Raw genomic sequence first — 23,327 nt, forward strand, 5'->3', positions numbered from 1 at the left:
ATGGAATCCTTCTTTTCAAGTCAAACCATAAGTGTTATCTCACTAGCATTGCTAATAGTTGGGTTTTCAAAATTCATTATTTATTATAAAGCTTTCAACGTTCCAATCGTTGACTATATCGACCCAAGTGAGATAATAACTCTATTCGCAGATAATATAGCAACAGCGAGTGTGATTGTGTTGATTCTGGCCATTCCATATGTTGGCATCATTCTGCCTTACAACCTTTCGGGAATTGATATTGGATTAGGCTTCTTTCAAAGGCTGAGTATGCATGTTAGCCTTCTGCTGCCTGTAATATTTATAGGCTTTGTATTCCTTCTTGTGTTTTTGTCGATTCTTTGGAGAAGACCTAAAATAGAGAAGTTTGAACTTGTTAGGTACGTTTGTGCATGGCCTGTTATTACCATGCTGGTGCCAATGGCAGCCCTAGAATCAAGTGCATATCCCGGTATTCAGTCGCTTCAGCAGTACGTGATAATACTCTCTTTGATAATAAGTTTCACGTCTCTGATTCTACTCGCAACGTGGAATGAGATTCAAAAAGTGAAAGCGGGTTATTTCAGTAACGTAGAGGTTGAATTTGAAGGCAATACACTAACATCTAGTAATACTGAATTTTACATTGGAAAAACCAAGTCTTATTTGTTTTTCTATTCGACTAACGATAAAGCATCAACTGCCTATTCAACAGGGAAGCTAAAGAGAATCAAATACACACCCCAATAATGACAAATTGTTAGTTTATACATTATTGAAATTCGCGTTTTCCCGCCAAAAAGTCCGAAAATCCCTTCTCGCACCTCATTTGCTAGTCCCTTCGTAGCGACTTCCTGACCCGAAGCACCCACCTAGCGACTAACGAAAATGGACTTTAAAAACTTCACCATCAAGGCACAGGAGGCCGTGCAGAAGGCCACCGAAATAGCCGGGGGCAACCAGCAGCAGGCCGTCGAAACGGGCCATTTGCTGAAGGGCCTCTTCCAGAGCGACGAAAGCGTCTTCTCGTTTCTGGCCAATAAGCTGGGCGCCAACCTCAACATCCTCACGCCGCGGCTCGATGCCATTGTGGCTGCCTACCCCAAGGTGAGCGGCGGCTCGCCCTACTTCGCCAACGAGGCCGCTGCCGCCGTGCAGCGCGCCAACGCCGCCATGAAGGGCATGGGCGACGAGTTCGTGTCCGTCGAGCACCTGCTGCTGGGCATCCTTAGCGGCAAGGATGCCGTGGCCACCCTGCTCAAAGACACCGGCTTCAACGACAAGGACTTGAAGGCCGCCATTCAGGAGCTGCGCGGCGGGCGCAAAGTCACCAGCCAGAGCGCCGAAGACCAGTACCAGAGCCTGAACCGCTACGCCACTAACCTCAACGAACAGGTGCGGCGCGGCAAGATGGACCCCGTGATTGGCCGCGACGAGGAAATCCGCCGCGTGCTGCAAATCCTCTCGCGCCGCACCAAAAACAACCCCGTGCTGCTCGGTGAGCCCGGCGTGGGCAAAACTGCCATCGTGGAGGGCCTGGCCCAGCGCATCGTGGCCGGCGACGTGCCCGAAAACCTGCGCGACAAAGTCATTATGAGCCTCGACATGGGCCTGCTAGTCGCAGGGGCCAAGTACAAGGGCGAGTTTGAGGAGCGCCTCAAGGCCGTCATCAAGGAAGTGACCGATTCCGATGGCCAGATTGTGCTCTTTATCGACGAGATGCACACCCTCATTGGGGCCGGCGGCGGGGGCGAGGGTGCCATGGACGCCGCCAACCTGCTCAAGCCCGCCCTGGCGCGCGGCGAGCTGCACGCCATCGGGGCCACCACGCTCAAGGAATACCAGAAGTATATCGAGAAGGACAAGGCCCTGGAGCGCCGTTTCCAGGCCGTGACCGTGGACGAGCCCAACCAGGAAGACGCCATCAGCATCCTGCGCGGCATCAAGGAGAAGTACGAGCTGCACCATGGCGTGCGCATCACCGACGACGCTGTGATTGCCTGCGTAGAGCTAAGCTCGCGCTACATCACCGACCGTTTCCTGCCCGACAAGGCCATCGACCTCATGGACGAGGCCGCCGCCAAGCTCCGCATCGAGTTGAATTCCATGCCCGTGGAGCTCGACGAAATCCAGCGCCGCATCATGCAGCTCGAAATTGAGCGCGAAGCCATCCGCCGCGAAGATAACCGTGACCGCGAAGCCATTCTCAGCAAGGAATTGGCCGACCTGAACGACAAGCGCGACACCCTAAAGGCCCGCTGGGAAAGCGAAAAAGGCATTCTGACGGGCATTCAAACCCAGAAAGAAGCCATTGAGCAGTTCAAATTAGAGGCTGAACAAGCTGAGCGTCAGGGCGATTATGCTCGGGTAGCGGAGCTGCGCTACGGCAAGATTCAGGAAGCCGAAGCCAAGCTGAAAAACTTGCAGGAAGAAGCCGCCGCCAACAAGGATGGCGGCACCATGCTCCAGGAGGTCGTCACGAGCGAGAGCATCGCCGAAGTGGTGGCCAAGTGGACGGGCATTCCGGTGAGCAAAATGCTGCAATCGGACCGTGAGAAGCTGCTCCAGCTCGAAGCCGAATTGGGCAAGCGCGTGGCCGGCCAGGCCGAGGCCATTGCGGCTATTTCCGATGCCGTGCGCCGCTCCCGCGCCGGCCTGCAGGACCCCAAGCGGCCGATAGGCTCGTTCATTTTCCTGGGCTCGACGGGCGTGGGCAAAACCGAGCTGGCCAAGGCTCTGGCCGAGTACCTGTTCAACGACGAGAATTCGATGGTGCGCATCGACATGAGCGAGTTTCAGGAGCGCCACGCCGTGTCGCGCCTCATTGGGGCGCCTCCCGGCTACGTGGGCTACGACGAGGGCGGCCAGCTCACGGAGGCCGTGCGCCGCAAGCCCTACTCGGTGGTGCTGCTCGATGAAATCGAAAAAGCGCACCCCGACGTGTTCAATATTCTGCTGCAAGTGCTCGACGACGGCCGCCTCACCGACAACAAAGGCCGGGTGGCCAACTTCAAGAACACCATCATCATCATGACCTCGAACACCGGGGCCGACATAATCCAGAAGAACTTCAAGGAGCTCAACGAGTTCAACCACGACGAAGTAGTCGACCGCACCCGCGACGAAGTCATGGAGCGCCTCAAGCAGCACATGCGCCCCGAGTTCCTGAACCGCATCGACGAAATCGTGATGTTCCAGCCCCTCAAGCGCAAGGAAATCCGCAAGATTGTCGATATCCAGTTCCGCCAAATCCAGCAGCGCCTGGTCGAGGCCGGTATCCAGCTCGAAGCCACCAGCGAAGTGCTCGACTACCTGGGTGAAGCCGGCTACGACCCGCAGTTTGGTGCGCGGCCATTGAAGCGCGTGTTGCAGCGCGTGATTCTGAACGAGCTGTCGAAAGACATCCTCTCCGGCCGCGTCTCGAAAGATTCGGTGGTAGAAGCCGTGCTGGAAGACGGCGCGGTGAAGTTCGAGAACGTGGAGATGCCGGCGGTGTAATTGCCGGTTGGTTGGTTTAGAATGGGAAAGCCCCGTCAGCGTCTTGCTGGTGGGGCTTTTTATTGTTTAGTGATTCTAAGTAATCGCGCAAAAGTAACCGTAGCAAAAAAGGCGGTCATGCTGAGCTTGTCGAAGCATCTCTACCGCTTCGTTGAACGGCCCTTGTGAAGCGGTAGAGATGCTTCGACAAGCTCAGCATGACGTTCTAGAATCAATACGCTTACTTCTGCACGACTACTTAATTGTTTGAAATACTCTCGCTTGAGTCTGCGACGAATTGCATTTGGTAATGTCTTGTTCTTTTCAAAATTACTTACAATTTTAGCTTCTTTGTACTCTACCCTACTAAAAGTCAGGCAAGGCAAAAAAACGGGGCGGCCCGACCTTTGAGGTTCCTACACGCTCAACTCGTTCCGCCCCATGAAGCAACGCCTCATCGCCAAAATTACGACCGTTTTACAACACCTGCCGGTGGTGCGCAACCTGGCTCGCCAAAAGTTTGTGAGCCAGTTCATTATCGCGCTGATAAAAAGCCGCAACGTCCAATTCTGCGAGGTGGCCCAGCACTTGAACGATGCCGTCAAGTTGGCCTCGAACGAAACCCGGATTCAGGATTTTTTCCGCGAAACGGACCTGAACTATCTGGTGCTGGCGCAGTTAGTGCTGGGCCTGCTGCCGGCCCAGGGCAAGCTGCGCCTGTGCCTGGACCGCACGGAGTGGGATTTCGGCCAGTGCCAGGTCAATATCCTGCTCGTGACCGTGGGTCAGGGCGCGTTTCACGTGCCCCTCTACTGGGAACTGCTCGACAACCGCAGCGGCAATTCCAACGCGGCTGACCGCATCGCCCTGCTCCGGGTCTGCGTCCAGGTGCTGGGCAAAGACCGGATTGGCCTGGTGCTGGGCGACCGCGAATTCGTGGGCCATGCCTGGTTCAAATGGCTCAAGGACAACGGACTGCCTTTTGTTATGCGTCTACCCCGGCACCATCTGCTCACTCACCCGAGTGGCCGCCGGCAAGCCATTACGGACCTGGGCCTGGCCGTCGGACAGACCCGGCGCTTCGCCCAGTGCCAGGTCGACGGGGTCTGGGGACAGGTCTGGGTCAAGGCCTTGACGGACGGGGATTTCCTCTTTCTTTTTGGCAACGTGGGCCTGCCGTACATGGGGCAGCTCTACGCCAAGCGCTGGACCATCGAGCAGTGCTTTCAGAACCTCAAAGGCCGGGGCTTCAACCTGGAGGCCAGTCACTTGCGCTGCCACCTGAAGTTGCGCAAGCTCGTGGCCCTGGTCAGTCTGGCGTACGCCTTTTGCCTGGGCGTGGGCACGGTAGCCGACCGGAAAAGCCAGCCCATCGGCCGCAAAAACCACGGCTACCGAGCCATGAGCCTTAGCCGACACGGCTTAAATATCCTGCGCCAGCTCAGCCGCCCCGGTACCGGGGCGGCTGAGAAGCTCGCCCGAATGGTGGAAACAGTATTGCGCTGGTTTTGCTGGCAAATTACTCGATATCAATTCACTAGAAAAATAGTAGGGTAGAGTAGCTTCTTTGCTTACACTAAATCGCACAATCTTTCCAAAACCAATTATGGCCGGTATTCCACCAAAAATAACTACAAAAACACCTGCTGGTACGGTGCCAACCGTGCTAATAGCAATGCGCGTGAAAATCACGGCGCCTCCAGTCAAAATAAAGCCGCCGGTGCGATGGCTTTTAAACAACTGATGAATGGCTTGTACCGTGTCGGATGAGACAGCAGGCGAAGTTGTTACAATTGGTGTAGAAGTAAGCGGCTGCGTATTCTGAGCCTGCGCAAAAGCGGAAGTAGAAATGCCAAAAATTAGTGCCGAAACGAGTAGGTGTTTATGCATTTCAAGTTTTAATAAAAGGAAGACTAATTCCTGCAAGCTACAGATTGGTAAGGTAGTGCGGCCTAGCCGACTACGCTGCCCGCCGCAGTGCGCACCGCTCCACGCGCTCGCGGTAGCGCCGGGTGCGGTACATTTGGTGCAACACCGCAACGCCAATCTGGCGCGAGTTTAGGTGCAGCCGTAACTCGTGAACAGCCATGATATGGAGGCTGTGCCTCCACTGCCGCAACGCGGCAATGGCCAGCCGCGCCGCCAGGTAGTTTCAGGGCAAGCCGTTCTGTTGCGAGGCACAGCCTCGCCCGGTGTTCAGGCACGAGTTACGCTGCGCTAAATTCGCGCCAGTTGCAGAACAGCTAAGCGGTATAGCGCTGCCACGTTACGTAGCAGATGTAGCCGTTGAGCAGCATGAACAGGAAGGATGGTAGCGATAGCCAAAAACCGTCGCCGATTTTCATTCGCACACCGAAGCCCAGCAGCATGAGTAGCGCTAGCCCTCCCGAAGCGAGCAGCAGAATGAGCGGGGAAACCAGGCCCACGAGCAACCCAATGGCTCCCAGCAACTCCAGTATAGCCGTCAGTGGCCCAAACTTCTGCAGCCCGTAGCGCACAAACTCCTGCTGCAGGTGCGCCGATTTGAAATAACTGATGCCGTAAAAAAGAAAGGAGATACTGGAAATCCAGGTGAGAATAGTAATCATTAGGTTCATACAGAAATCACACCTGCGTAAGCCGCGGCCACAAACAACGACAAAACCAGCAGCAGGAGGGAGGGTACATATTTGTACCAGGGGTTGCGCACTTTAATGTGGGCCAATTGCGCGCATAACATCAAAAAAGCCATTATCAGGGCCGGCACCAGCACCAGCTGCGGAAACCAGATGCCGGCCACCAACAGCGTAGCCAACGAGATTTTGGTTGCGCCCACCATGTTGCGTACCAAATCCGGCAGCCCATACTGCTTGAATTCCTTAACGATGTTATCGAAACGGAATACCCACACCACAACAATGGAAATGGCGATGATGATTTGGGCGAGTACAATTATTACACTCATATTCGATATTATTTAAAAAGTACGCATCGTCGCAGGCCATCACGGCAGCCCCCTTCTGGCAGACGCTTCCCGTCTTGCGGTAGAAGTTACACTGAGCTTACATCCTGGTATACACTCTACGGGCTCGGTTTATATTTGGTTGATTGTCAATATTACTTCTTTCTCAATATAGGGCCATTGTACCAAATGCACAGTTAGCGTTGCTATAGTTGAGCTAATATTCATAACGCATTGACCAATAACACGATTTGAACAAGGCGAGTTGTGAGGAGGCTGTTGTAACTATTTGAGCAGCCAGTAAATCATTTCACCGAATCTTGGCGCTGGAAAGGGCCATTCGATTCGGCAATCGACACATGTTTTTTTTAAGCTCAATCAGAAAACGCTAACTACGCATTTGGTGCAATGACCCTATTTGGTGCGATGGCCCTACCTGGAGAAGGACTACCACTACCTGTCGCACCTGTTCTCCGCGTCCGAAGGCCTCACGATTGAGAAGTTCATCATTCGCCAGAAGGTGGAGCGGGCCAAGGAGTTGATTGGGTACGGCGAGCTGCCCATGGCCGAAGTAGCGCAGCAGCTGGGCTACAGCAGCCCGGCGCACCTCTCGCGGCAGTTCCGGCAACTGACCGGCCTTACCCCCACCGAGTTTCAGCGCCTGGGCCCCGCCAGCCCCGCCCGCCGGAGTCTGGATTCGTTGATTTAGGGCTGGAAATCAGGCTGGAAATCAGGCTGGAAATCAGGCTGGCAAATAGTAGAAAACCATCGAATCAAAATACCCGGCTTGGGTGTTATGGGCGCTCACCAGAACTTCATCTTGACTATGTCTCGCTTTCGTTTACCCCTGCTTGCCTTTGCCCTGCTGGGGCTGTTTTTTTCGTCCTGCATGAAAGGTCATGACATGGACCCGGCCCACCAAAGCGTGTACATGACCATTATGATGGACATGATGACGAAAATGGATGTCCAGGCCAAAACCCAGGACCCCGACCACGACTACGCCTCCCAGATGGTGCTGCACCACGAGGCGGCCATCAAAATGGCGCAGGAAGAGCTGAAAAGCGGCTCGAACCAGGAGATGAAAACGACGGCTCAAACCATCGTCAACAAGCAGCAGGCCGAGATTGCCCAGTTTAACGCCTTCCTCGGCGGCCACCAGCCGCAGCAGCCACTCGTGCCGCAGTTCAGCCAGATTCAAAAAGCCAATATGGACAAGATGATGGCCAGCAGCGACAAGCGCACCATTACGGGCCGGGCCGACTACGACTTTGCCCAGCTGATGGTGGACCACCACCAGGCGGCCATCGACAACTCCGAGGCCCTGCTGGTGCACGGCCGCCAGACCACGACCCGCAACCTGGCCCAGGCCATCATTGCCGACCAGCGCCAGGAAATCAAGGAATTGCAGGACTGGCTCGCGCGCAACAAGTAACGCCCCGCCACCGCGTCCGCGTGTCTCGTTCGGCTATATGTTGACAGGAATAAGGCAAGGGCCCTGCTCGGATTTTCCGGCGGGGCTTTTTCCTTGCTGATGGACTTGATTTGGGGTTAAGTAGTTCAGGGCCAGGTGTGGGCGTTCCTCGTTGTAGAGGTGCACGGCTTGGTCGACGAGCAAACGGACCTGGGCCAGGTCGTCGGGGAGCACGAAGAGGAATTCGTCTTTTAAAATGCCGTTGACCCGCTCGGCTAGCGCATTCTGGTAACAGTCGTAGCCGTCGGTCATCGAGCAGCGCAGTTTCGCCTTCTTCAGCGCCGCCTGGTAGGCGTCGGAGGCGTACTGGCTGCCGCGGTCGGAGTGGTGGATGCAGCCGGTGGCGGCCCGGCCGGCTTCGCGTACGGCCCGGTCCAGGGCGGCCAGGCAGCCGGTGGTCTTGGTGTAGCTGCGTTTTTTGGGTACGAGCAAGCCGCGTTGGCGCAGCAGGGTGAACAAGGCATTGCGCCCGCAGGCCACGCCTTGGACCCGCAACAGGGGCGTGATTTTGTGGAGCACTTTTCGCGTGCCCAGGCGCGGGAGCTTGATGCGTACGGTGCGCACCTGCTCGAGTACCTGCTCGGCGCGCACCGCCTGCCGGGCCTGGCGCTGGCGGCGCTGGTAGAGGCCTTGCCGGCTCACGCCGTAGAGCTGGCAACTGCGCTGGGTGCTCAAGGCTTTGTCGGCCCCCAGGCGGCGAACGGCCGCCGGAAAGACTTTTTTGGCAGGGGGATGCCGTGGTCCTTCTCCACCACCTGCAGCATCGTGCGCAGCAACAAATTCAGGTCTTACTATCTTTTAACTGCTTCTCGTACTGCTTTTTCTGTTCACGTCAAGCAGTTTCCAACTGCTTGACATGCTGTTCCGGAGTCGGGTCCACGGCGGGGACGCCGCCGGGGGAAGTGGGTCCGGCGGCCTTAAAAGTTACGAAATGGCTGGCATACCGCCGGCACCAGGTCAGCACCGTGCTGCGGCCCTGGATGCCGTAGCGCCGCTGGGCTTGGTTGTAGCTCAGCTCGCCGCGGCCGACTTCGCCCACCACGGCCAATTTAAAGGGCAAACTGTAGTCGCGTTGACTACGCCGCACACGCGGCCAGAAGGGTTTTCCATGACATCTTCGGAAAAGGTGTCAACAAATACCCGGACGGGACAGCCCACAACTGCGGGTCGCAGAAATGCGTCGAAATACTCATCCCGCAAGCTACTGCCCACCCCCCACAAGACCCCACAAAAAACGCCGGCCTACTGGCCGGCGCTTTTTGGAAGATGTGGGTAAGGACAAGACCAGCATTGGTCAGGGCTTTTTTTGTGGATAAACGGGCGCGGAAGTTGGCGTATTACCGATGGCCCCGGCGCTCCATTTTTTCGCGGTAGGTGCGGCCGGCCTCAATGTGCTTGGGCTTAAGCTGGGCGCGCAGGGCGGGCGGGAGCGGATGGCCGGCCAGGTACTCGTCGTGCAGCAGCTTAAACTTGGCGTCGGAGTAGGGGGCATTGTGCAAGAACATGTACGTGACGCCGCCCGTCATCAGCAGCAGGCCGAGGGCTATCTGGCCCGCCGGCGGGTCGCTGCTCTGGGTCTGGATGTATGGCGAATTCGGGACGCCGGTTTTGGTGGCACCAGTCATCAGGCGGAGGCCGGGCAGGGCGAGCAGGATGGGCAGCTGCCCGACCAGCCGCTTGGCATTGAACAGGCCCTGCACGGCATCGAGCGTATCCTGCCGGGCGTCGGCCAGCGTCCGGGGCGGAGCTTCGGCCGCTGGAGTACCGGAAACCGGGGCCGGAACAGCGCCGTCGGCCGCCGGCGCACCAGTAGGGGCAGTACTGTAGGCAAGCAGCGGATTCGGCGCGGAGGCCGTGCCGTGCAGGGGTGCAAAGCTGCCGTGCAGCCGGCGCTGAACGTCGATGGGTAAGTGGCCGGTGGCGGCCAGCTTCCGCAACACCCGGCGCTCACGTCCCCACCCGAACTGGATTAGCTTTTTGGTGCCCAGCACTGCCAGGGCCGAGCCGATGACGACACCGGGTACCCAGACGCCGGCACTGGTGGCCTGCTGGGCGGGAATGATGGAGGCCGCCGTGCCCGCCCCGCCAAACGCCAGCCACCCAAACCCGCCGCCGCGCCGGCTCTGAAACAGCTCGTGCACGGCCCGGGCCGAGTCCTGGCGCGTGAGGTAGAAAGTGCCCGGGGCCGGGTTGGCCGGGGCCTGGGCCCGGGCCGCGCCGAGGGGAAGCAGCAGTAAAAGCAGTTGGTAGCGTTTCAGCATAATATAGAAAAGGAAGTGGAAAAACGGTACAAGTTAGGAAGGCGTCCCCCAAATCTGAAGCCGCTAGCTTTGCCGCATGGCTTCCGTTTTTCAGACCTACCTGCAACTCGGCTTTTTGCATATCTGCACGCCGCGCGCGGCCGACCACCTCACGTTTTTGCTGGCCCTGTGCGCGCCCTACGTGCTGGCCGACTGGCGGCGCGTGCTGGCGCTGGTTACCAGCTTCACGGTGGGGCATTCGCTCACGCTGGCGCTGGCCACGCTGGGGCTGGTTGCGTTCAGGCCAGCTCTCATCGAGGCGCTGATTCCGGTCACTATCATGGTTACGGCGCTGTGGAACCTGCGCGGGGCGGGCCAGCTCATCACCCGGCGTACGTCGGTGCTGGCGGTGGCTCCCAATGCGCTGGCGCTGGGGTTTGGGCTGATTCACGGGCTGGGATTTTCCAACTATCTGCGGGCGCTGCTCGGGGCCAACAGCCGCCCGCTGGAGGAGCTGCTGGCCTTCAACGTAGGCGTGGAGCTGGGGCAGGTGCTCATCGTGGCGACCATTCTGCTGGTTGGGGCGGTGCTGCTCGGCAGCCTGCGCGTGGCACGCCGCGACTGGCTGCTGACCACCAGCGGCGCGGCCCTGGGCATTGCTACGGTGCTGCTGCTGCAGCTGCTGTGGCCGTAGGGGCGGGGGCAGGGATTAAAGCGACGAAAAAGAACGTCATGCCGAGCGCAGCCGAGGCATCTCGCGTGCCACTACTAATCAAACACGTCTTCACGATTGGATTACTACCCCACGCGAGATGCCTCGGCTGCGCTCGGCATGACGTTTCGATGGCTCTTCCATTTTCCCTTGTTGCCCACTCGCCGCGCCCTTCCGCAACCTTGCCGTAACTTTAAGCGACCTTATTGGTCGCCAGTTTTCAATCTGATTTCTTCACTTCACGCTTTTTCTATGCGTCGTCTTTTATTCGCCGGCTTGGTGCTGGCCGTGGCAGGGCAGGCACCCGCCATTGCCCAAACTACCAACTCCGGCACCGACAAATTTGCGCAGCTCGAAACGATGCTGCCCACGCCCAACAGCTACCGCACCGCCAGCGGTGCGCCCGGCACCGACTACTGGCAGCAGCGGGCCGACTACGACATCAAAGTCACCCTCGATGATGCCAAGCAGGCTCTCACCGGCCGCGAAACCATCACCTACACCAACCTCTCGCCCGATGCGCTGCCCTACCTCTGGGTGCAGCTCGACCAAAATATCTACGAGAAAAACTCGATTGCCAACGCCACGCAAGTCGGCCAGCTGCAGGACAAGATGACGTTCCAGGCGGTGGATGGCATGATGTCGGGCTTCGATGGCGGTTTCAAGATTGAGAGCGTGACCGGCAAGGACGGTCGCGCCCTGCACACCGTGACGAACAATACGATGATGCGCATCGACCTGCCCAGTCCGCTGCTGCCGCGCCAGGCCGTATCGTTCCAGGTGAAGTGGCACTATAACATCACCGACCAGTACAAGCAGGGCGGGCGCAGTGGTTTCGAGTACTTCGAGGCCGACAAGAACTACCTCTACGAGATGGCTCAGTTCTACCCCCGCATGGCCGTGTACTCCGATAACCAGGGCTGGCAGCACAAGCAGTTTCTGGGCAATGGCGAGTTCACGCTGCCCTTCGGCGATTACAAGGTGAGCATCACCGCGCCGGCCGACCACATCGTGGGCGCTACCGGCACGCTGCAAAATGCCGCCCAGGTCCTCACCGCCACCCAGCAGAAGCGCTGGGAGCAGGCCAAATCGGCCACCAAGCCCGTGCTCATCGTGAGCCAGGACGAGGCCGTGAAGAACGAAAGCAGCCGCGCCACCGGCACCAAAACCTGGACGTTTGCCGCCAAAAACGTGCGCGACTTCGCCTGGGCCAGCTCGCGCAAGTTCATCTGGGATGCCATGCAGATTAAGCAGGATGGCAAGCCCGTGATGTGCATGAGCTACTACCCCAAGGAGGGCAACCCCCTGTGGGGCCAATACTCGACGCAGGTGGTGGCCCACACCATCAAAACCTACTCGAAATACACCATTCCCTACGCGTATCCGGTGGCCATTTCGGTGCACGGTCCGGTGGGCGGTATGGAGTATCCGATGCTGTGCTTCAACGGCGGCCGGCCCGAGAAAGACGGTACCTACTCGCAGCAGGTAAAATACGGAATGATTTCAGTGATTATCCACGAAGTGGGCCACAACTTCTTCCCCATGATTATCAACTCCGACGAGCGGCAGTGGACGTGGATGGACGAGGGCCTGAACTCGTTCGTGCAGTTCCTTACCGAGCAGGAGTGGGAGCGCAACTACCCCAGCCGCCGCGGCGAGCCCCGCAACATCGCGGCCTACATGGCCACTGCCGACAACCTGCAATCGCCGATTATGATTAACTCGGAGTCGGCCCTGCAATTTGGCAACAACGCTTACGGCAAGCCCGCCACGGCCCTCAACATCCTGCGTGAGACTGTGATGGGCCGCGAGCTGTTCGACTACGCCTTCAAAACCTACGCCCAGCGCTGGGCCTACAAGCACCCCACGCCCGCCGACCTGTTTCGCACCATGGAAGACGCTTCGGCCGTGGACCTCGACTGGTTCTGGCGCGGCTGGTTCTACACCACCGAGCACACCGACATTGCCTTGGAATCGGTGAAATCCTACAACGCCAGCACCCGCAACCCGCAGGTCGAAAACGCCCGTTTGCAGCAGCAGAAGGCCGCCGCGGCGCAGTCCATCACAGCCCAGCGCAACGCCACCGACATCCCCAAAACCCTGGTCGATGACAAGCCCGAGCTGAAGGACTTCTACAACAACTACGACCCGCTGGCCGTAACGCCCGCCGACCAGCAGCGCTACACCGCCATGCTCGGCACCCTAACGCCCGAGCAGCAGCAGCGCCTCAACGACTCGCAGAGCAACTTCTACGAGCTGAGCCTGCGCAACGTGGGCGGCCTGGTAATGCCCGTCATCGTGCAGATGACCTTTGCCGACAACACCCAGGAAATCCAGACCATCCCGGCCGAAATCTGGCGCAAAAACAACGCTCAGGTTACCAAGGTCATCGTGACCAAGAAGCCCGTCATTAGCTTCGTTATCGACCCCTTTCAGCAAACGGCCGATACCGATTTGAGCAACAACGCCTTCCCCCGTCAGCCTGCCGCCTCGCGCTTCGAGCTGTTTGAGCAGCCGCTGCCGCAGGTCCAGCCCAACCCCATGCAGCAGCCCAAAGCCGCCGCCAGCCCCATGCAGAAGCTGGAGCAGAAGCCGGTGGGCAGCGGCCAGTAATCCACCTCACCCGGTTCCCTCTTCGCAGGAAACGGGGCAAGCTGGAACTACATTGACAAACAAGAAGCCCATTGCTGTTCAGCAATGGGCTTCTTGTTTGTCAGGCTCTCCCTCTCCGCAGGCTTCGTGCATCAAGCTAACGGGTGGGGAGTTACGCCTTGCTGTTCGGAGCCTCGCCGCCCACCATGCGCGAAACCAGGCCGTGGTCCTCCTTGGTTTCGGCCCACACCACGCCCACCACGTGCAGCGCAATGAAGCCCATAATGAGGTACATCGTCACGTTGTGGATTTCTCCGGCGGTGTGGTGCATGGGGCCGAAGAAGGCCGTGTCCTCGTATATCATGATGAGGCCGGTGGCCACCATGATGGTGAGGAAGATATAAAACAGCGCGTAGGTAGTTTTGGCAAATAGAATTTTACCGGCCTTGCTCTTATCGGCGGGCGGGGCGAGGCGGTAGCGGCGCAGAATCTCCATCAGCCGGGCCGAGAAGCGCAGCTCCGACGGCCCCGTGAGCTGCAGGCCCAGCCGCAGCACCCACAGGGCCACCAGCGTCCAGCCAAAATAGATGTGCCAGGTCCAGATGCGCTCGCTGATGATGTGCGCAAAAGCCCCGCCCTGCTTCGCGGTTATCGTGACGTTGGCCTTACTCATGGCCTGCTGAAACTCGGGCACCGCCGATTTGGATTTGACTATCACCTTCTGAAATAGAATGGTAATCAATTGCAGGCTAATTAGTAAGGTATTGGCCCAGTGCCAAAACCGCAACGGGGCGCGGTAGTCTTTAATGGGGGCTTCGACGGCGGGGGCAACGGCTTGGTACATAGCTGCGGTGGAGAATAAATGATTAAGCAGGGAGAGCAATGGCAGCTTCTACGGCCGCGGCGGGCACGGGTTCGATGCGGCCGGGGTAGGCCAGCAGCGCGTGCGCCAGGCAGTTGAGCGCCGCCGCCAAATCGGTCTGGTTGATGACGTAGGCCAGGCGCACTTCCTGCCGGCCCAGGCCCGGGGTATGGTAGAAACCGTTGGCCGGCGACAGCATCAGCGTCTTATTGTCGAGGGTGAAAGCTTCGAGCAGCCACTGGCCAAACCTCTCGGCATCGTCCACGGGCAGGCGCGCCACCACGTAGAAGGCCCCGCCCGGCACCGGGCACACCACGCCCGGCATGGTACGCAGGGCATTCACAGTGAGGTCGCGCCGGGCCTGGTATTCGGCCCGGGTTTCGTCGAAATAGGTGGCGGGTAGGTTGCAGGCGGCTTCGGCGGCAATCATTTCCAGTACCGGCGGGCAGACGCGCATTTGCCCGAAGTGAAACGCAGCCTGCCAGATGTTGGGGTTGCGCGTGACGAGCGCGCCTACGCGGGCCCCGCAGGCGCTGTAGCGTTTCGAAATCGTGTCGACCATCACTACGTGCTGCTCGCTGCCGGCCAGGCTTAGAGCACTGGTAGCGTGGGCGCCGTCGTAGCAATATTCGCGGTAGGCCTCATCCGAAAGCAAGTACAAATCGTGCTGCTTGCAGAGGTCCAGCAGGGCTTCCAGCTCATCGCGGCGGTACACGTAGCCGGTGGGGTTGCTGGGGTTGCAGATGAGGATGGCCCGGGTTTTGGGGGTAATAACGGCCTCAAAATCAGCTATCGGGGGTAGCGCAAAGCCGTCCTCGATGTGCGCCGTCACGGCCACGATGCTCACGCCGGCCGCGATGGCAAAGGCCGTGTAAGCACCATAAAAGGGCTCGGCCACAATCACCTCATCGCCCGGGTTCAGGCAGCTGAGCATGGCGAAGAGAATGGCTTCGCTGCCCGCCGTGGTCACCATAATATCCTCGAAACGCGCCGGAATGCCGGCGCGCTGGTAGTAGGTTTCCAGCTTGCGGCGGTAGCTGTCGGTGCCCGCGCCGGGGGCGTAGCCCAGCACCGCGATGTCGGCATTGCGCACGGCAGCCAGCATTTCGGGCGGCGTCAGCACATCGGGCTGGCCAATGTTGAGGGGATAAACGATTTTGCCCAGTTGGCGGGCGGCGTCAGCATAAGGCAGCAGCTTGCGAAACGGCGAAACGGGCATGGCCTGCCCGCGCTTGGATATTTCTGGCATAAAATCAAATTAAATCTCCGGCCGGCGCGGCATCGGCCACCAGCTTACTTGGTTGGCTAAATATACGGCTTGCAGTCTCTCACAAGCACTTCTTATACAGATTATACAGAATCCGGTTGTCGGCATCGCTGAGCGGCATACCTACGTTTTGCTGAATAAAATGCAGTTTGAACGCCCGGATGGCCGCTGGCAAATCCCGCGTGTCGTACCCGATAATGCGCAGCGCCTCGCGGGGGCTGAATACCGTAATCGGCCCGTTCAGCCGCGCCAGTTGGGCATCCACTTTGCTGGTGTCCACGGGCAGAATGGTGGCCATCGGCACGTCGTCCGGGGCCGGCAGGGGCGGGGTAAGCAGGCGGCCGGCCAGGGCGGCGGCGCTGTCGGCCACGAAGGGGCTGGGCAGCGGTCCGGCATCGTACCACAGGCCGAAGCCGTTGGCAGACAGTCGCTTCCAGGGAAACAGGGCGCTGGGGTCATTCTTGCGGCTGGGCGCAATATCGGCATGGCCGATGAAGTTGGCCGTGGGAATACCGTAGGCTTTTTTCAGGCCGCCCAGAATGTGCATCAGGCTGGTAACCTGGGCTTCGGCAAATGGCTCAATGCCGTTGTTATCCAACTCAATTCCGATGGACGCGGAGTTGATGTCCGTAGTGTTGCCCCAGCGGGCCACGCCGCCGTGCCAGGCCCGCAGGTAGTCGTTGAGCATGTGGTACACCCGGCCGTCGCGCCCAATCACGTAGTGGGCGCTCACCTGCGTGCTGGGCATGGTAAAGGTCTTGAGCGTCTGGGCGGTGGAGTCCTGCGCCGTGTGGTGAATGACGACGTAGTTGGGCTTGCGCAGGTTGAAATTGGTGGTGCCCACCCAGTACTTGCCCAGCAGGCTGTCGCCGCCCGGCGTGGTGCCCGGCATGGCGCGCAGGGCTTCGGCATAGGCCTTCACCTGGGCTTTATACGACTTGTTGGTGGCGGCGTAAGGATTCTTCTGGACGGCGCAGGCGGCCAGGGCGGCAGCGCAGGCCAGGCCCAGGCAGTGGCGAAGGGTCATCGGGGAAAGTGAAGTTTCGAGAGGAAGCGGCGGATTAGCGGTCCAAATTTCCGCAAAAAAGCCGGTGGCTCAACGTCCGCCGTCAATTGGTTTGGGTCTTGCGAAACAGAAAATGCGGAAATACCGTGATGCCGATGGTGGCGTAGCCCCGGTTTTGCTTAAGGTCGCGCACCCCGGGGTCGTAAGTCTGGTTCGGGTCTTTTTCGTTGTAGCCAAATGTGCTCGACGTGCCCCAGCCTGCCTGCAGCTGCACGGGCCGGTTTTCGGCAGGGCCCATGCCGAGCCGCACCCGCATAAACACCATCGGCTCGCTGCGGGTCATGCTGCTTAGGTCAAGTGGGCTGCCGAGATTGGTCAGATGCGTGAAATTTACCTGCGTAACGCGGTAGGCGGCTCCAAACGATAAGGCGTCGCTGGCTTGCAAGATGCCGTAGGCTTCACCAAATACTTTGTTGTAGCGCGCATCAAATTCGTACTTAGTAGGATAGCCAAACAGAAAGCCGCCCTTGGAATACGCTGCCGTGCTTTGCGCCTGCCCGATGCCGCCCAATGCGCCCACCAGCCATTGGTCGCCCAGCCGCCAGTAGGTGCCTACGGCCAGGTCGTACTGGTGCCCGCGATAGTAGGTGCTGTCCCGCGAATTATCGCGCAGGTTGCTATAAGCCGCCCGCACCAGCAAGTGCCGCACCGGCGAGTAGCTCGCCGCCACATCGGCCCGGCCATTGAGGTAGGTGCTGATGGTGAATTCGCCTTGATTTTTATCGGTAATCTGCGGAGCCGCGCACTGCATGGGCATGTACACGACGCAACTCGTCAGGAAGAGGCTGAAGCCCGTACTCAGGAAAAGTAGTAGCCGTTGGCTCATGAGTTCGGTAGAAAATAGGTGGGGTTTCGGGTCAGAGGGAAGGTAGGAAGTTAAGCACAAAAAAGCCCCCGCAACTTTCGTTGCGAGGGCTTCCGTGGTTTCTTTTCGACGCACAAGCTAAAGCTTATGCCACGTTACTTGGCGTAGGCCACGGCGCGCATCTCCCGAATCACGGTGATTTTAATCTGGCCGGGGTACTGCATCTCCTTCTCAATTTTCTGCGAAATCTCGAAGCTCAGCTCAGCGGCGCGCTCGTCGGTCACGTTTTCGGCGTCTACCATCACGCGCAGCTCGCGGCCGGCCTGGATGGCGAAGCACTGGTTTACACCTTTGAAGCCGTTGGCCGTTTCTTCCAGCTGCTTCAGGCGCTTGATGTAGCTCTCCATCATCTCGCGGCGGGCACCGGGGCGCGAGCCCGAAATGGCATCGCAGGCCTGCACCAAAGGCGAAATCATGGCTGTCATCTCAATCTCATCGTGGTGAGCACCAATGGCATTTACCACGTCGGGGTGCTCTTTCCACTTCTTGGCCATCTCCATGCCCAGAATGGCGTGGGGCAGCTCCGGCTCCTCGGTGCTCACCTTGCCGATGTCGTGCAGCAGGCCGGCGCGCTTGGCTTTCTTCACGTCGAGGCCCATCTCGGCGGCCATGGTGGCGCAGAGGTTGGCTACTTCGCGGCTGTGTTGCAGCAGGTTCTGGCCGTACGACGAGCGGAAGCGCATGCGGCCCACCATCTTAATCAGCTCGGGGTGCAGGCCGTGAATGCCCAGGTCGATGATGGTTTTCTCGCCGATTTCGACGATTTCCTCCTCGATGTTCTTGCGGGTTTTGGCCACAATCTCCTCCACGCGGGCCGGGTGAATGCGGCCGTCCTTCACCAGCAAGTGCAGCGAGAGGCGGGCAATTTCGCGGCGCACCGGGTCGAAGCCCGAGATGATGATGGCCTCCGGCGTGTCGTCCACAATGATTTCAACGCCCGTAGCTGCTTCCAGCGCCCGAATGTTGCGGCCTTCGCGGCCAATGATTTTGCCCTTCACGTCGTCGCTTTCAATGTTGAAAATCGACACGCAGTTTTCAATGGCGTGCTCCGACGCGGTGCGCTGAATGGTTTCAAGCACAATCTTCTTCGCATCCTTGGTGGCCGTCAGTTTGGCCTGAGCCACGGTATCCTTCACAAAGGAGCTGGCCTGAATCTGGGCTTCGTTCTTGAGGCTCTCTACCAGCTGCTCGCGGGCTTCGGCGGCGGTCAGGTTGGCAATGGTTTCGAGCTGGCGCTGCACCGAGTGCAATTGCTCGTCGGCATCGCGCTGCTTTTCTTCCAGCTCGGCCATCGTTTCCTCGTGGTCGGTGCGGCGCTTTTCGGCCTGGCTTTCCAGCTTATCGCGCAGCTGCTGGGTGTCGGTCTGGTTTTTCTCGCGTTGGCGGTCGAGGTCGCTTTCCTTTTTCTGAAGCTGTTCGAGCTGGCGCTGCGTGGTTTCGGTGAGCATCTTGATGCTCTGTTCCTGCTCCACCACGCCCTGGCGGCGCTGGGTCAGCTCGCCTTCCAGCTCGGCTTTGAGGCGACGGCTTTCTTGGTCAAACTCGTTGCGCAGCGTCTTGAACTTGTTCTTCGACTGCTCCAGGCGCTCATCGGCCTGCTTTATTTTCTCGTCGCGAAGACGGTTGCCTTTCTCCTCCGCGTCGCGGAGGATTTGCTGGGCGCGGGCCTGGGCCTCGCCTTCATGGTCCAGCCGGGCTTTGCCGGCCAGCTGCCTGCCCACTACGATGCCCGCCACAAGGGCGACCACTGCGGTCAGCAAACAGTATAATATGATGGATGACATGTAATTATGGTTTTTGGGGTGGGGTAAAAACCATAACCAGGTAGAACAATTTTGCCCGGGCCGGGCGGAAGCGGCCGATTGCCGCGCCGCCCTGCCGGGCCAACGAGTTGTGTGCGTGCCGGGCGGGGGTATTACCCCGTCAGCACCACGCCGGATAGTAGCTCGTCGAAACGAGCCAGCCGTTCGGTTAGCGCCGCATCGGTGCCATCCTTTTCCTTGCTCACTTTCAATTGGTCGGCCATTGTAGCCAACGCAACCATGGCCAGCAGGTCCTGTTTGTCCTGAATGCCGTAGCCTTCCCGGAATTCGCGCAGCTTGTCGCCCAACAGGCGGCCAGCCAGGCGCAACCGTTCCTCATCCTGCACGTCAACGCGCATGGGATAGTCCCGGTCAGCAATCCGAATTTTTATGGCTAATTCGCTCATAGGGCGAAAGTTAAGGCAGTGGGGGTGAGGGTCGTTCGGTTTAGTCTCTCAAATAGGCAAGACACTTGTCCAGTTCGCGGATGTATTCGTTGAGGCGCAGTTTAAGTTCGTTGGCGTGGGTGGGTTCCCCAGCTATGGTGTGTACAAGTTTAACGATATTTTCCTGGTTTTGGCGCTCTTTTAGCAGGCGGTCTTTCTCGCGCACGTCGGCGCGGAGCTGCTGCACGGTGGTGTTGGCATCGGCCAGGTCCTCGCGCAATTGCTGATAGGCAGCCACTAAGGTGGTAATCTGCCGCTCCAGGCGGTCGAGTTGCGCAAGCTGTTGGGATGAGGCCACGGGCGAATAAATTTTGGGTGAAGATAAAGCGGCGGGCCGAAAGCTACGCTTTACCCGGCGCTTGCTCGCGGCTTGTGCCTCAGCAAGGTTTGCGTTTGAGCCGGAAAGGAACGCAAAACAGCGCGTCATGCTGCGCTTGCCGAAGCATCGCTACCGCAGTAGTAATCCATCGGTTAGGACTAGCTGCACGGTAGCGATGCTTCGGCAAGTGCAGCATGACGTTCAATCGGGCGTTACGACGACCGACCTGCTGGGTTAATTTTTACCCTTCTTGGTTTTGGTTTTGATTTTGCCGCCGTCGTCAAACTGCTTCTTCATCTTTTCATCCGTCGGCGCGGCCATCTGGGTGGGGGCGGGCATGGGCATCTTCATTATTTCGGCAGCCACGGGCTTGCCTTCCATGTCCAGCTGCACTACGGGGTAGCCCAGGGCCTGCAGGGTGGGCAGCTGCTTGTCGTCGCCCACCACCACGATATACATTTTATCGGCGGGCAGATATTGCTTGGCAATGGCCTGCACGTCTTCCTTTTTCAGGTTTTTCAGAATATCGGTCTGCTGGTTGACGTAGGTGGGCTGCAGGTCATATTCTACGAGGCGGGACAGGAAGCCGGCTTTCTGCTGGCCAGTCTCGTACTTGAGGGCATCACTCTGGCCCACTGAGGTTTGCAGGAAAGCCAGCTCCTCGTCGGAAATACCGTTCTGGTAGTTCTGAATCTCGCTCATAAACTCCTTTACCGAAGCAGCGGTGGCATCGGCGCGCACGCCGGCCTGGGCCGTGAATGGACCCGCGTAGCGCGTACCACGGAAGCCCGAGTTGGCCCCGTAGGTGTAGCCCTTGTTCTCGCGCAGGTTCAGGTTGATGCGGGAGTTGAAGGCGCCGCCGAGCAGGAAGTTGGCCAGGCCGGCTTTGTAGTAGGCGCCGGTGGCGTCATACTTCATGTCGGTGAGGTAGCCCACCCGGATTTCGGACTGCGCCGCGCCGGGCTTGTTCACGAAGTAGACGGTCGTTTTGTCGGGCTGCACGCCGGCCATGTCGGCCGGGATGGTCACGTCCTTCTTCGCCCAGTTTTTTAGGAAGCCGAGCTGTTTGTCCAGCGTGGCCTGGTCCACGTCGCCCACGGCCACGAGGTAGCTCACGTTGGGCGAGTAGTAGGTGTTGTAGAAGCTCTTCACATCGTCGAGCGTGATGCTGCCCACCGAGGTCGTAGTGCCCGCCACGGCCGTGCCGGCAATGTTATTGGAGCCGTAAACCAAGCGGTTGTAGGTGAGGTCGGCCACCACGGCGGGCTGGTTGGCGAAGTTGGCAATCAGCTCTATCTGCTGCTTTTTCACGCGGGCAAAGTCGGCCGCGTCGAAGCGCGGGTGCAGCAGGCGCTGTTCCAGCAGGGCCATGGTGGCGGGCAGGTTCTTGGTCAGGCTCTGCACGTACACGGTGGTTTCGTTGTCGCCGGCGTTAACCAGCACTCTGGAGCCCAGCTTGTCGAGTTCCGTGGTGAACTGCTCGCCGGTGTACTTCTCCGAACCTTCGTTCAGCATGCTGGCCGTGAGCTGGGCCAGGCCAGCCTTGGCGGGCATGGCCTGCTCGAGGCGGTGGCCGCCCCGAATGGTGAGGCGCATGGTGATGGCCGGAATCTCGGTGTTCTTGGTACCCACGATTTTCAGGCCATTGGGCAGGGTTTCCTGGTACAGCGCGGGCACCTTCACTACGGGATTGGCCCCGGCGGCGGGCTGCTTGCTGCGGTCGAAGGTGTCGATGGGCTTCACGTATTTCAGGCCGGCGTAGCCGTAGTCGGGAGCTTTGTAGCCCGACTTATCAACGGTGAAGTTGTCGGGCTTGGCGGCGGCCGCGCCGCCGGTTTTGGGCAGCACGCTCAGAATCACGGCGTGCTTGCCGCGTACGTACTTGTCGTACACGCGCTGCACATCGGCCTTGGTAAGGGCCTTCAACTCCTTCATCTCTACGGTGAGGTAGTTGGGGTTGCCGTAGAAGGTTTGGTTGGCGGCCAGCAGGCTCACCTTGCCCTGCACGCTGGCCAGGGCATTAATAACCTGGGCTTCGGTCTGGGCCTTAAAGCGCTGCACGTCGCCGTCGTTTACACCACGCGTTTCAAACTCTTTCAGGGTGTTGCGGATGATGTATTCGGTGCTGTCGAGGGCTTTGCCGGGCAGGGGCAGGGCGGTAATCGTCAGGGCCCCGGCCAGCTCGTAGTTCTGCTGGTAGGCCTGGGCCTGCACGGTTTTCTGGTTTTTCACCAGGTTTTTGTAGAGCAGCGAAGTTTTGCCGCCGCCCAGAATATCGGCCAGGGCATCGAGCGCCACGGCGTCGGGGTGGCCCTGGGGCACGGTCGGGAACCACATCTGCAGCATCGGGAAGCGGATGTTGTCGGAGTAGCTCACGTAGCGGTCCTGCGCCAGCACCGGGGCGGGTAGCTTCTGCACGGGTACGGCCGGCCCGCGCTTGATGGGGCCGAAATACTTCTCCACCATCTTCACTACTTCAGCGGGCTTCACGTCGCCGCCCACCGTCAGGGTGGCGTTGTTGGGGCCGTACCAGCGCAGGAAGAAGTTCTTCAGGTCGTTCACGTCGGAGCGGTCCAGGTCTTCGAGGTAGCCGATGGGCGACCAGGAGTAGGGGTGGCCGTAGGGGAACATCGTGCGAATGAGGTACTCCTGCGACTGGCCGTAAGGCGTATTGTCAACGCGCTGGCCGCGCTCATTCTTCACCGTCGAGCGCTGAATCTCGAATTTCTTCTGGCTCACGGCGTCGAGCAGGAAGCCCATGCGGTCGGCTTCGAGCCAAAGGCCGGTTTCGAGCTGGTTGCTGGGCAGCGTTTCGAAGTAGTTGGTGCGGTCGGTAGTGGTGCTGCCGTTGAGGGTGCCGCCGGCGGCCGTCACCAGCTTGAAGTGCTGCTGGTCGCCCACGTGGTCGGAGCCCTGAAACATCATGTGCTCAAAGAAGTGCGCGAAGCCCGATTTGCCAATCTGCTCCCGCGCCGAGCCCACATGGTAGGTCACATCGACGTGCACCAACGGGTCGGAGTGGTCTTCGGCCACCACCAGGGTGAGGCCGTTGGGCAGCACATACTTCTCGTAGGGAATGACGAGCTGGCCGGGCTGCTTGGTTACCTTCTCGATGAGCTTGGTGCCGCTGGGCAGGGTTGCCAGCGCCGTTTTGGCAGCCGGGGCTTTGGTGGCGGGTTTTTGCTGGGCAAAGCTGACGCTGGTCATCAGCGCCAGACCCAGGGTGGACAGGAAACGAAGGTTCATTTGTGCGGAAAAGGTGAAAGAATGAGGATTGCGGCCGCA

The 23,327-nt window shown here is 59.1% G+C and carries 19 protein-coding genes and 2 pseudogenes; 7 read left to right on the plus strand and 14 right to left on the minus strand.

Annotated features, from left to right (window positions below; all coding sequences use genetic code 11):
* From KQ659_RS04085 to KQ659_RS04095, 3 genes are all read left to right on the plus strand, one after another.
* Entirely contained in the window at positions 1 to 729 is a 729-nt protein-coding gene (locus KQ659_RS04085; protein WP_216690189.1) for a hypothetical protein, read from the plus strand.
* 138 nt (positions 730 to 867) lie between these two features.
* A complete protein-coding gene (clpB, locus tag KQ659_RS04090) occupies positions 868 to 3,477 on the plus strand; it encodes an ATP-dependent chaperone ClpB (RefSeq protein WP_216690188.1) in 2,610 nt (869 codons plus the stop codon).
* A gap of 420 nt (positions 3,478 to 3,897) precedes the next feature.
* The gene (locus KQ659_RS04095; RefSeq protein WP_216685403.1) at positions 3,898 to 5,013 is read left to right on the plus strand and encodes an IS4 family transposase; all 1,116 of its coding nucleotides are present in this window, start codon (positions 3,898 to 3,900) and stop codon (positions 5,011 to 5,013) included.
* Between the two features lie 403 nt (positions 5,014 to 5,416).
* Here KQ659_RS04095 and KQ659_RS21410 read toward each other — a convergent pair whose 3' ends face one another.
* The 3 genes from KQ659_RS21410 to KQ659_RS04105 form a co-directional block, all read right to left on the minus strand.
* Positions 5,417 to 5,545 (minus strand): hypothetical protein, encoded by a 129-nt coding sequence (locus tag KQ659_RS21410; RefSeq protein ID WP_262905473.1) that lies wholly within the window; start codon positions 5,543 to 5,545, stop codon positions 5,417 to 5,419.
* A 154-nt stretch (positions 5,546 to 5,699) separates the two neighbouring features.
* Positions 5,700 to 6,044 (minus strand): DoxX family protein, encoded by a 345-nt coding sequence (locus KQ659_RS04100; protein WP_216690187.1) that lies wholly within the window; start codon positions 6,042 to 6,044, stop codon positions 5,700 to 5,702.
* 5 nt (positions 6,045 to 6,049) lie between these two features.
* Positions 6,050 to 6,400, minus strand: a complete 351-nt coding sequence (locus KQ659_RS04105) for a DoxX family protein (RefSeq protein ID WP_216690186.1) — start codon at positions 6,398 to 6,400, stop codon at positions 6,050 to 6,052.
* A gap of 418 nt (positions 6,401 to 6,818) precedes the next feature.
* Here KQ659_RS04105 and KQ659_RS04110 point away from each other — a divergent pair, with 418 nt between their 5' ends.
* Together KQ659_RS04110 and KQ659_RS04115 are read left to right on the plus strand one after the other, a co-directional pair.
* Positions 6,819 to 7,106, plus strand: coding sequence for a helix-turn-helix domain-containing protein (locus KQ659_RS04110; protein ID WP_226929825.1), 288 nt, complete (start codon positions 6,819 to 6,821; stop codon positions 7,104 to 7,106).
* Positions 7,107 to 7,286: 180 nt separating this feature from the next.
* Positions 7,287 to 7,832, plus strand: coding sequence for a DUF305 domain-containing protein (locus KQ659_RS04115; protein ID WP_216690184.1), 546 nt, complete (start codon positions 7,287 to 7,289; stop codon positions 7,830 to 7,832).
* 33 nt (positions 7,833 to 7,865) lie between these two features.
* On the opposite strand, the pseudogene KQ659_RS22205 reads toward KQ659_RS04115, so the two are convergent.
* The 3 genes and pseudogenes from KQ659_RS22205 to KQ659_RS04130 form a co-directional block, all read right to left on the minus strand.
* A pseudogene (locus tag KQ659_RS22205) lies at positions 7,866 to 8,204 on the minus strand (transposase); the annotation flags it as partial.
* 612 nt (positions 8,205 to 8,816) lie between these two features.
* Positions 8,817 to 8,958, minus strand: a pseudogene (locus KQ659_RS04125) (IS3 family transposase); the annotation flags it as partial.
* A gap of 250 nt (positions 8,959 to 9,208) precedes the next feature.
* Positions 9,209 to 10,132 (minus strand): hypothetical protein, encoded by a 924-nt coding sequence (locus KQ659_RS04130; RefSeq protein ID WP_216690181.1) that lies wholly within the window; start codon positions 10,130 to 10,132, stop codon positions 9,209 to 9,211.
* 76 nt (positions 10,133 to 10,208) lie between these two features.
* Between KQ659_RS04130 and KQ659_RS04135 the strand changes: the two genes are divergently transcribed.
* Both KQ659_RS04135 and KQ659_RS04140 read left to right on the plus strand, forming a co-directional pair.
* A complete protein-coding gene (locus KQ659_RS04135; RefSeq protein ID WP_216690180.1) occupies positions 10,209 to 10,805 on the plus strand; it encodes a HupE/UreJ family protein in 597 nt (198 codons plus the stop codon).
* Positions 10,806 to 11,075: 270 nt separating this feature from the next.
* Positions 11,076 to 13,436, plus strand: a complete 2,361-nt coding sequence (locus KQ659_RS04140) for a M1 family metallopeptidase (protein ID WP_216690179.1) — start codon at positions 11,076 to 11,078, stop codon at positions 13,434 to 13,436.
* A 151-nt stretch (positions 13,437 to 13,587) separates the two neighbouring features.
* Here KQ659_RS04140 and KQ659_RS04145 read toward each other — a convergent pair whose 3' ends face one another.
* From KQ659_RS04145 to KQ659_RS04180, 8 genes are all read right to left on the minus strand, one after another.
* Entirely contained in the window at positions 13,588 to 14,259 is a 672-nt protein-coding gene (locus tag KQ659_RS04145) for a cytochrome b/b6 domain-containing protein (protein ID WP_216690178.1), read from the minus strand.
* A gap of 22 nt (positions 14,260 to 14,281) precedes the next feature.
* Positions 14,282 to 15,526 (minus strand): pyridoxal phosphate-dependent aminotransferase, encoded by a 1,245-nt coding sequence (locus KQ659_RS04150; RefSeq protein ID WP_216690177.1) that lies wholly within the window; start codon positions 15,524 to 15,526, stop codon positions 14,282 to 14,284.
* Positions 15,527 to 15,605: 79 nt separating this feature from the next.
* Positions 15,606 to 16,571 carry an N-acetylmuramoyl-L-alanine amidase gene (locus KQ659_RS04155; RefSeq protein WP_216690176.1) on the minus strand — a complete coding sequence of 322 codons (966 nt, stop codon included), beginning with the start codon at positions 16,569 to 16,571 and terminating at the stop codon, positions 15,606 to 15,608.
* An 82-nt stretch (positions 16,572 to 16,653) separates the two neighbouring features.
* Positions 16,654 to 17,436 carry a hypothetical protein gene (locus KQ659_RS04160; protein WP_216690175.1) on the minus strand — a complete coding sequence of 261 codons (783 nt, stop codon included), beginning with the start codon at positions 17,434 to 17,436 and terminating at the stop codon, positions 16,654 to 16,656.
* A 134-nt stretch (positions 17,437 to 17,570) separates the two neighbouring features.
* Positions 17,571 to 19,259: a ribonuclease Y gene (rny, locus tag KQ659_RS04165; protein WP_216690174.1), complete on the minus strand. Its 1,689-nt coding sequence runs from the start codon at positions 19,257 to 19,259 to the stop codon at positions 17,571 to 17,573.
* A 131-nt stretch (positions 19,260 to 19,390) separates the two neighbouring features.
* Positions 19,391 to 19,684, minus strand: a complete 294-nt coding sequence (locus KQ659_RS04170) for a cell division protein ZapA (RefSeq protein WP_168673662.1) — start codon at positions 19,682 to 19,684, stop codon at positions 19,391 to 19,393.
* Positions 19,685 to 19,724: 40 nt separating this feature from the next.
* Positions 19,725 to 20,021 (minus strand): coiled-coil domain-containing protein 22, encoded by a 297-nt coding sequence (locus KQ659_RS04175; protein WP_168673663.1) that lies wholly within the window; start codon positions 20,019 to 20,021, stop codon positions 19,725 to 19,727.
* 255 nt (positions 20,022 to 20,276) lie between these two features.
* Complete coding sequence (locus tag KQ659_RS04180; protein ID WP_226929826.1) at positions 20,277 to 23,288, minus strand: M16 family metallopeptidase; 3,012 nt, start codon at positions 23,286 to 23,288, stop codon at positions 20,277 to 20,279.
* Positions 23,289 to 23,327: the final 39 nt, after the last annotated feature.

This window comes from Hymenobacter siberiensis (assembly GCF_018967865.2).
GTDB lineage: Bacteria > Bacteroidota > Bacteroidia > Cytophagales > Hymenobacteraceae > Hymenobacter > Hymenobacter siberiensis.

Excerpts from the sequence above, each read along its gene's own strand:
- KQ659_RS04085 (WP_216690189.1), top strand. The coding sequence starts at position 1 with ATGGAATCCTTCTTTTCAAGTCAAACCATAAGTGTTATCTCACTAGCA.
- clpB (WP_216690188.1), top strand. The coding sequence starts at position 868 with ATGGACTTTAAAAACTTCACCATCAAGGCACAGGAGGCCGTGCAGAAG.
- KQ659_RS04095 (WP_216685403.1), top strand. The coding sequence starts at position 3,898 with ATGAAGCAACGCCTCATCGCCAAAATTACGACCGTTTTACAACACCTG.
- KQ659_RS21410 (WP_262905473.1), bottom strand. The coding sequence starts at position 5,545 with ATGGCTGTTCACGAGTTACGGCTGCACCTAAACTCGCGCCAGATTGGC.
- KQ659_RS04100 (WP_216690187.1), bottom strand. The coding sequence starts at position 6,044 with ATGATTACTATTCTCACCTGGATTTCCAGTATCTCCTTTCTTTTTTAC.
- KQ659_RS04105 (WP_216690186.1), bottom strand. The coding sequence starts at position 6,400 with ATGAGTGTAATAATTGTACTCGCCCAAATCATCATCGCCATTTCCATT.
- KQ659_RS04115 (WP_216690184.1), top strand. The coding sequence starts at position 7,287 with ATGAAAGGTCATGACATGGACCCGGCCCACCAAAGCGTGTACATGACC.
- KQ659_RS04130 (WP_216690181.1), bottom strand. The coding sequence starts at position 10,132 with ATGCTGAAACGCTACCAACTGCTTTTACTGCTGCTTCCCCTCGGCGCG.
- KQ659_RS04135 (WP_216690180.1), top strand. The coding sequence starts at position 10,209 with ATGGCTTCCGTTTTTCAGACCTACCTGCAACTCGGCTTTTTGCATATC.
- KQ659_RS04140 (WP_216690179.1), top strand. The coding sequence starts at position 11,076 with ATGCGTCGTCTTTTATTCGCCGGCTTGGTGCTGGCCGTGGCAGGGCAG.
- KQ659_RS04145 (WP_216690178.1), bottom strand. The coding sequence starts at position 14,259 with ATGTACCAAGCCGTTGCCCCCGCCGTCGAAGCCCCCATTAAAGACTAC.
- KQ659_RS04150 (WP_216690177.1), bottom strand. The coding sequence starts at position 15,526 with ATGCCAGAAATATCCAAGCGCGGGCAGGCCATGCCCGTTTCGCCGTTT.
- KQ659_RS04155 (WP_216690176.1), bottom strand. The coding sequence starts at position 16,571 with ATGACCCTTCGCCACTGCCTGGGCCTGGCCTGCGCTGCCGCCCTGGCC.
- KQ659_RS04160 (WP_216690175.1), bottom strand. The coding sequence starts at position 17,436 with ATGAGCCAACGGCTACTACTTTTCCTGAGTACGGGCTTCAGCCTCTTC.
- rny (WP_216690174.1), bottom strand. The coding sequence starts at position 19,259 with ATGTCATCCATCATATTATACTGTTTGCTGACCGCAGTGGTCGCCCTT.
- KQ659_RS04170 (WP_168673662.1), bottom strand. The coding sequence starts at position 19,684 with ATGAGCGAATTAGCCATAAAAATTCGGATTGCTGACCGGGACTATCCC.
- KQ659_RS04180 (WP_226929826.1), bottom strand. The coding sequence starts at position 23,288 with ATGAACCTTCGTTTCCTGTCCACCCTGGGTCTGGCGCTGATGACCAGC.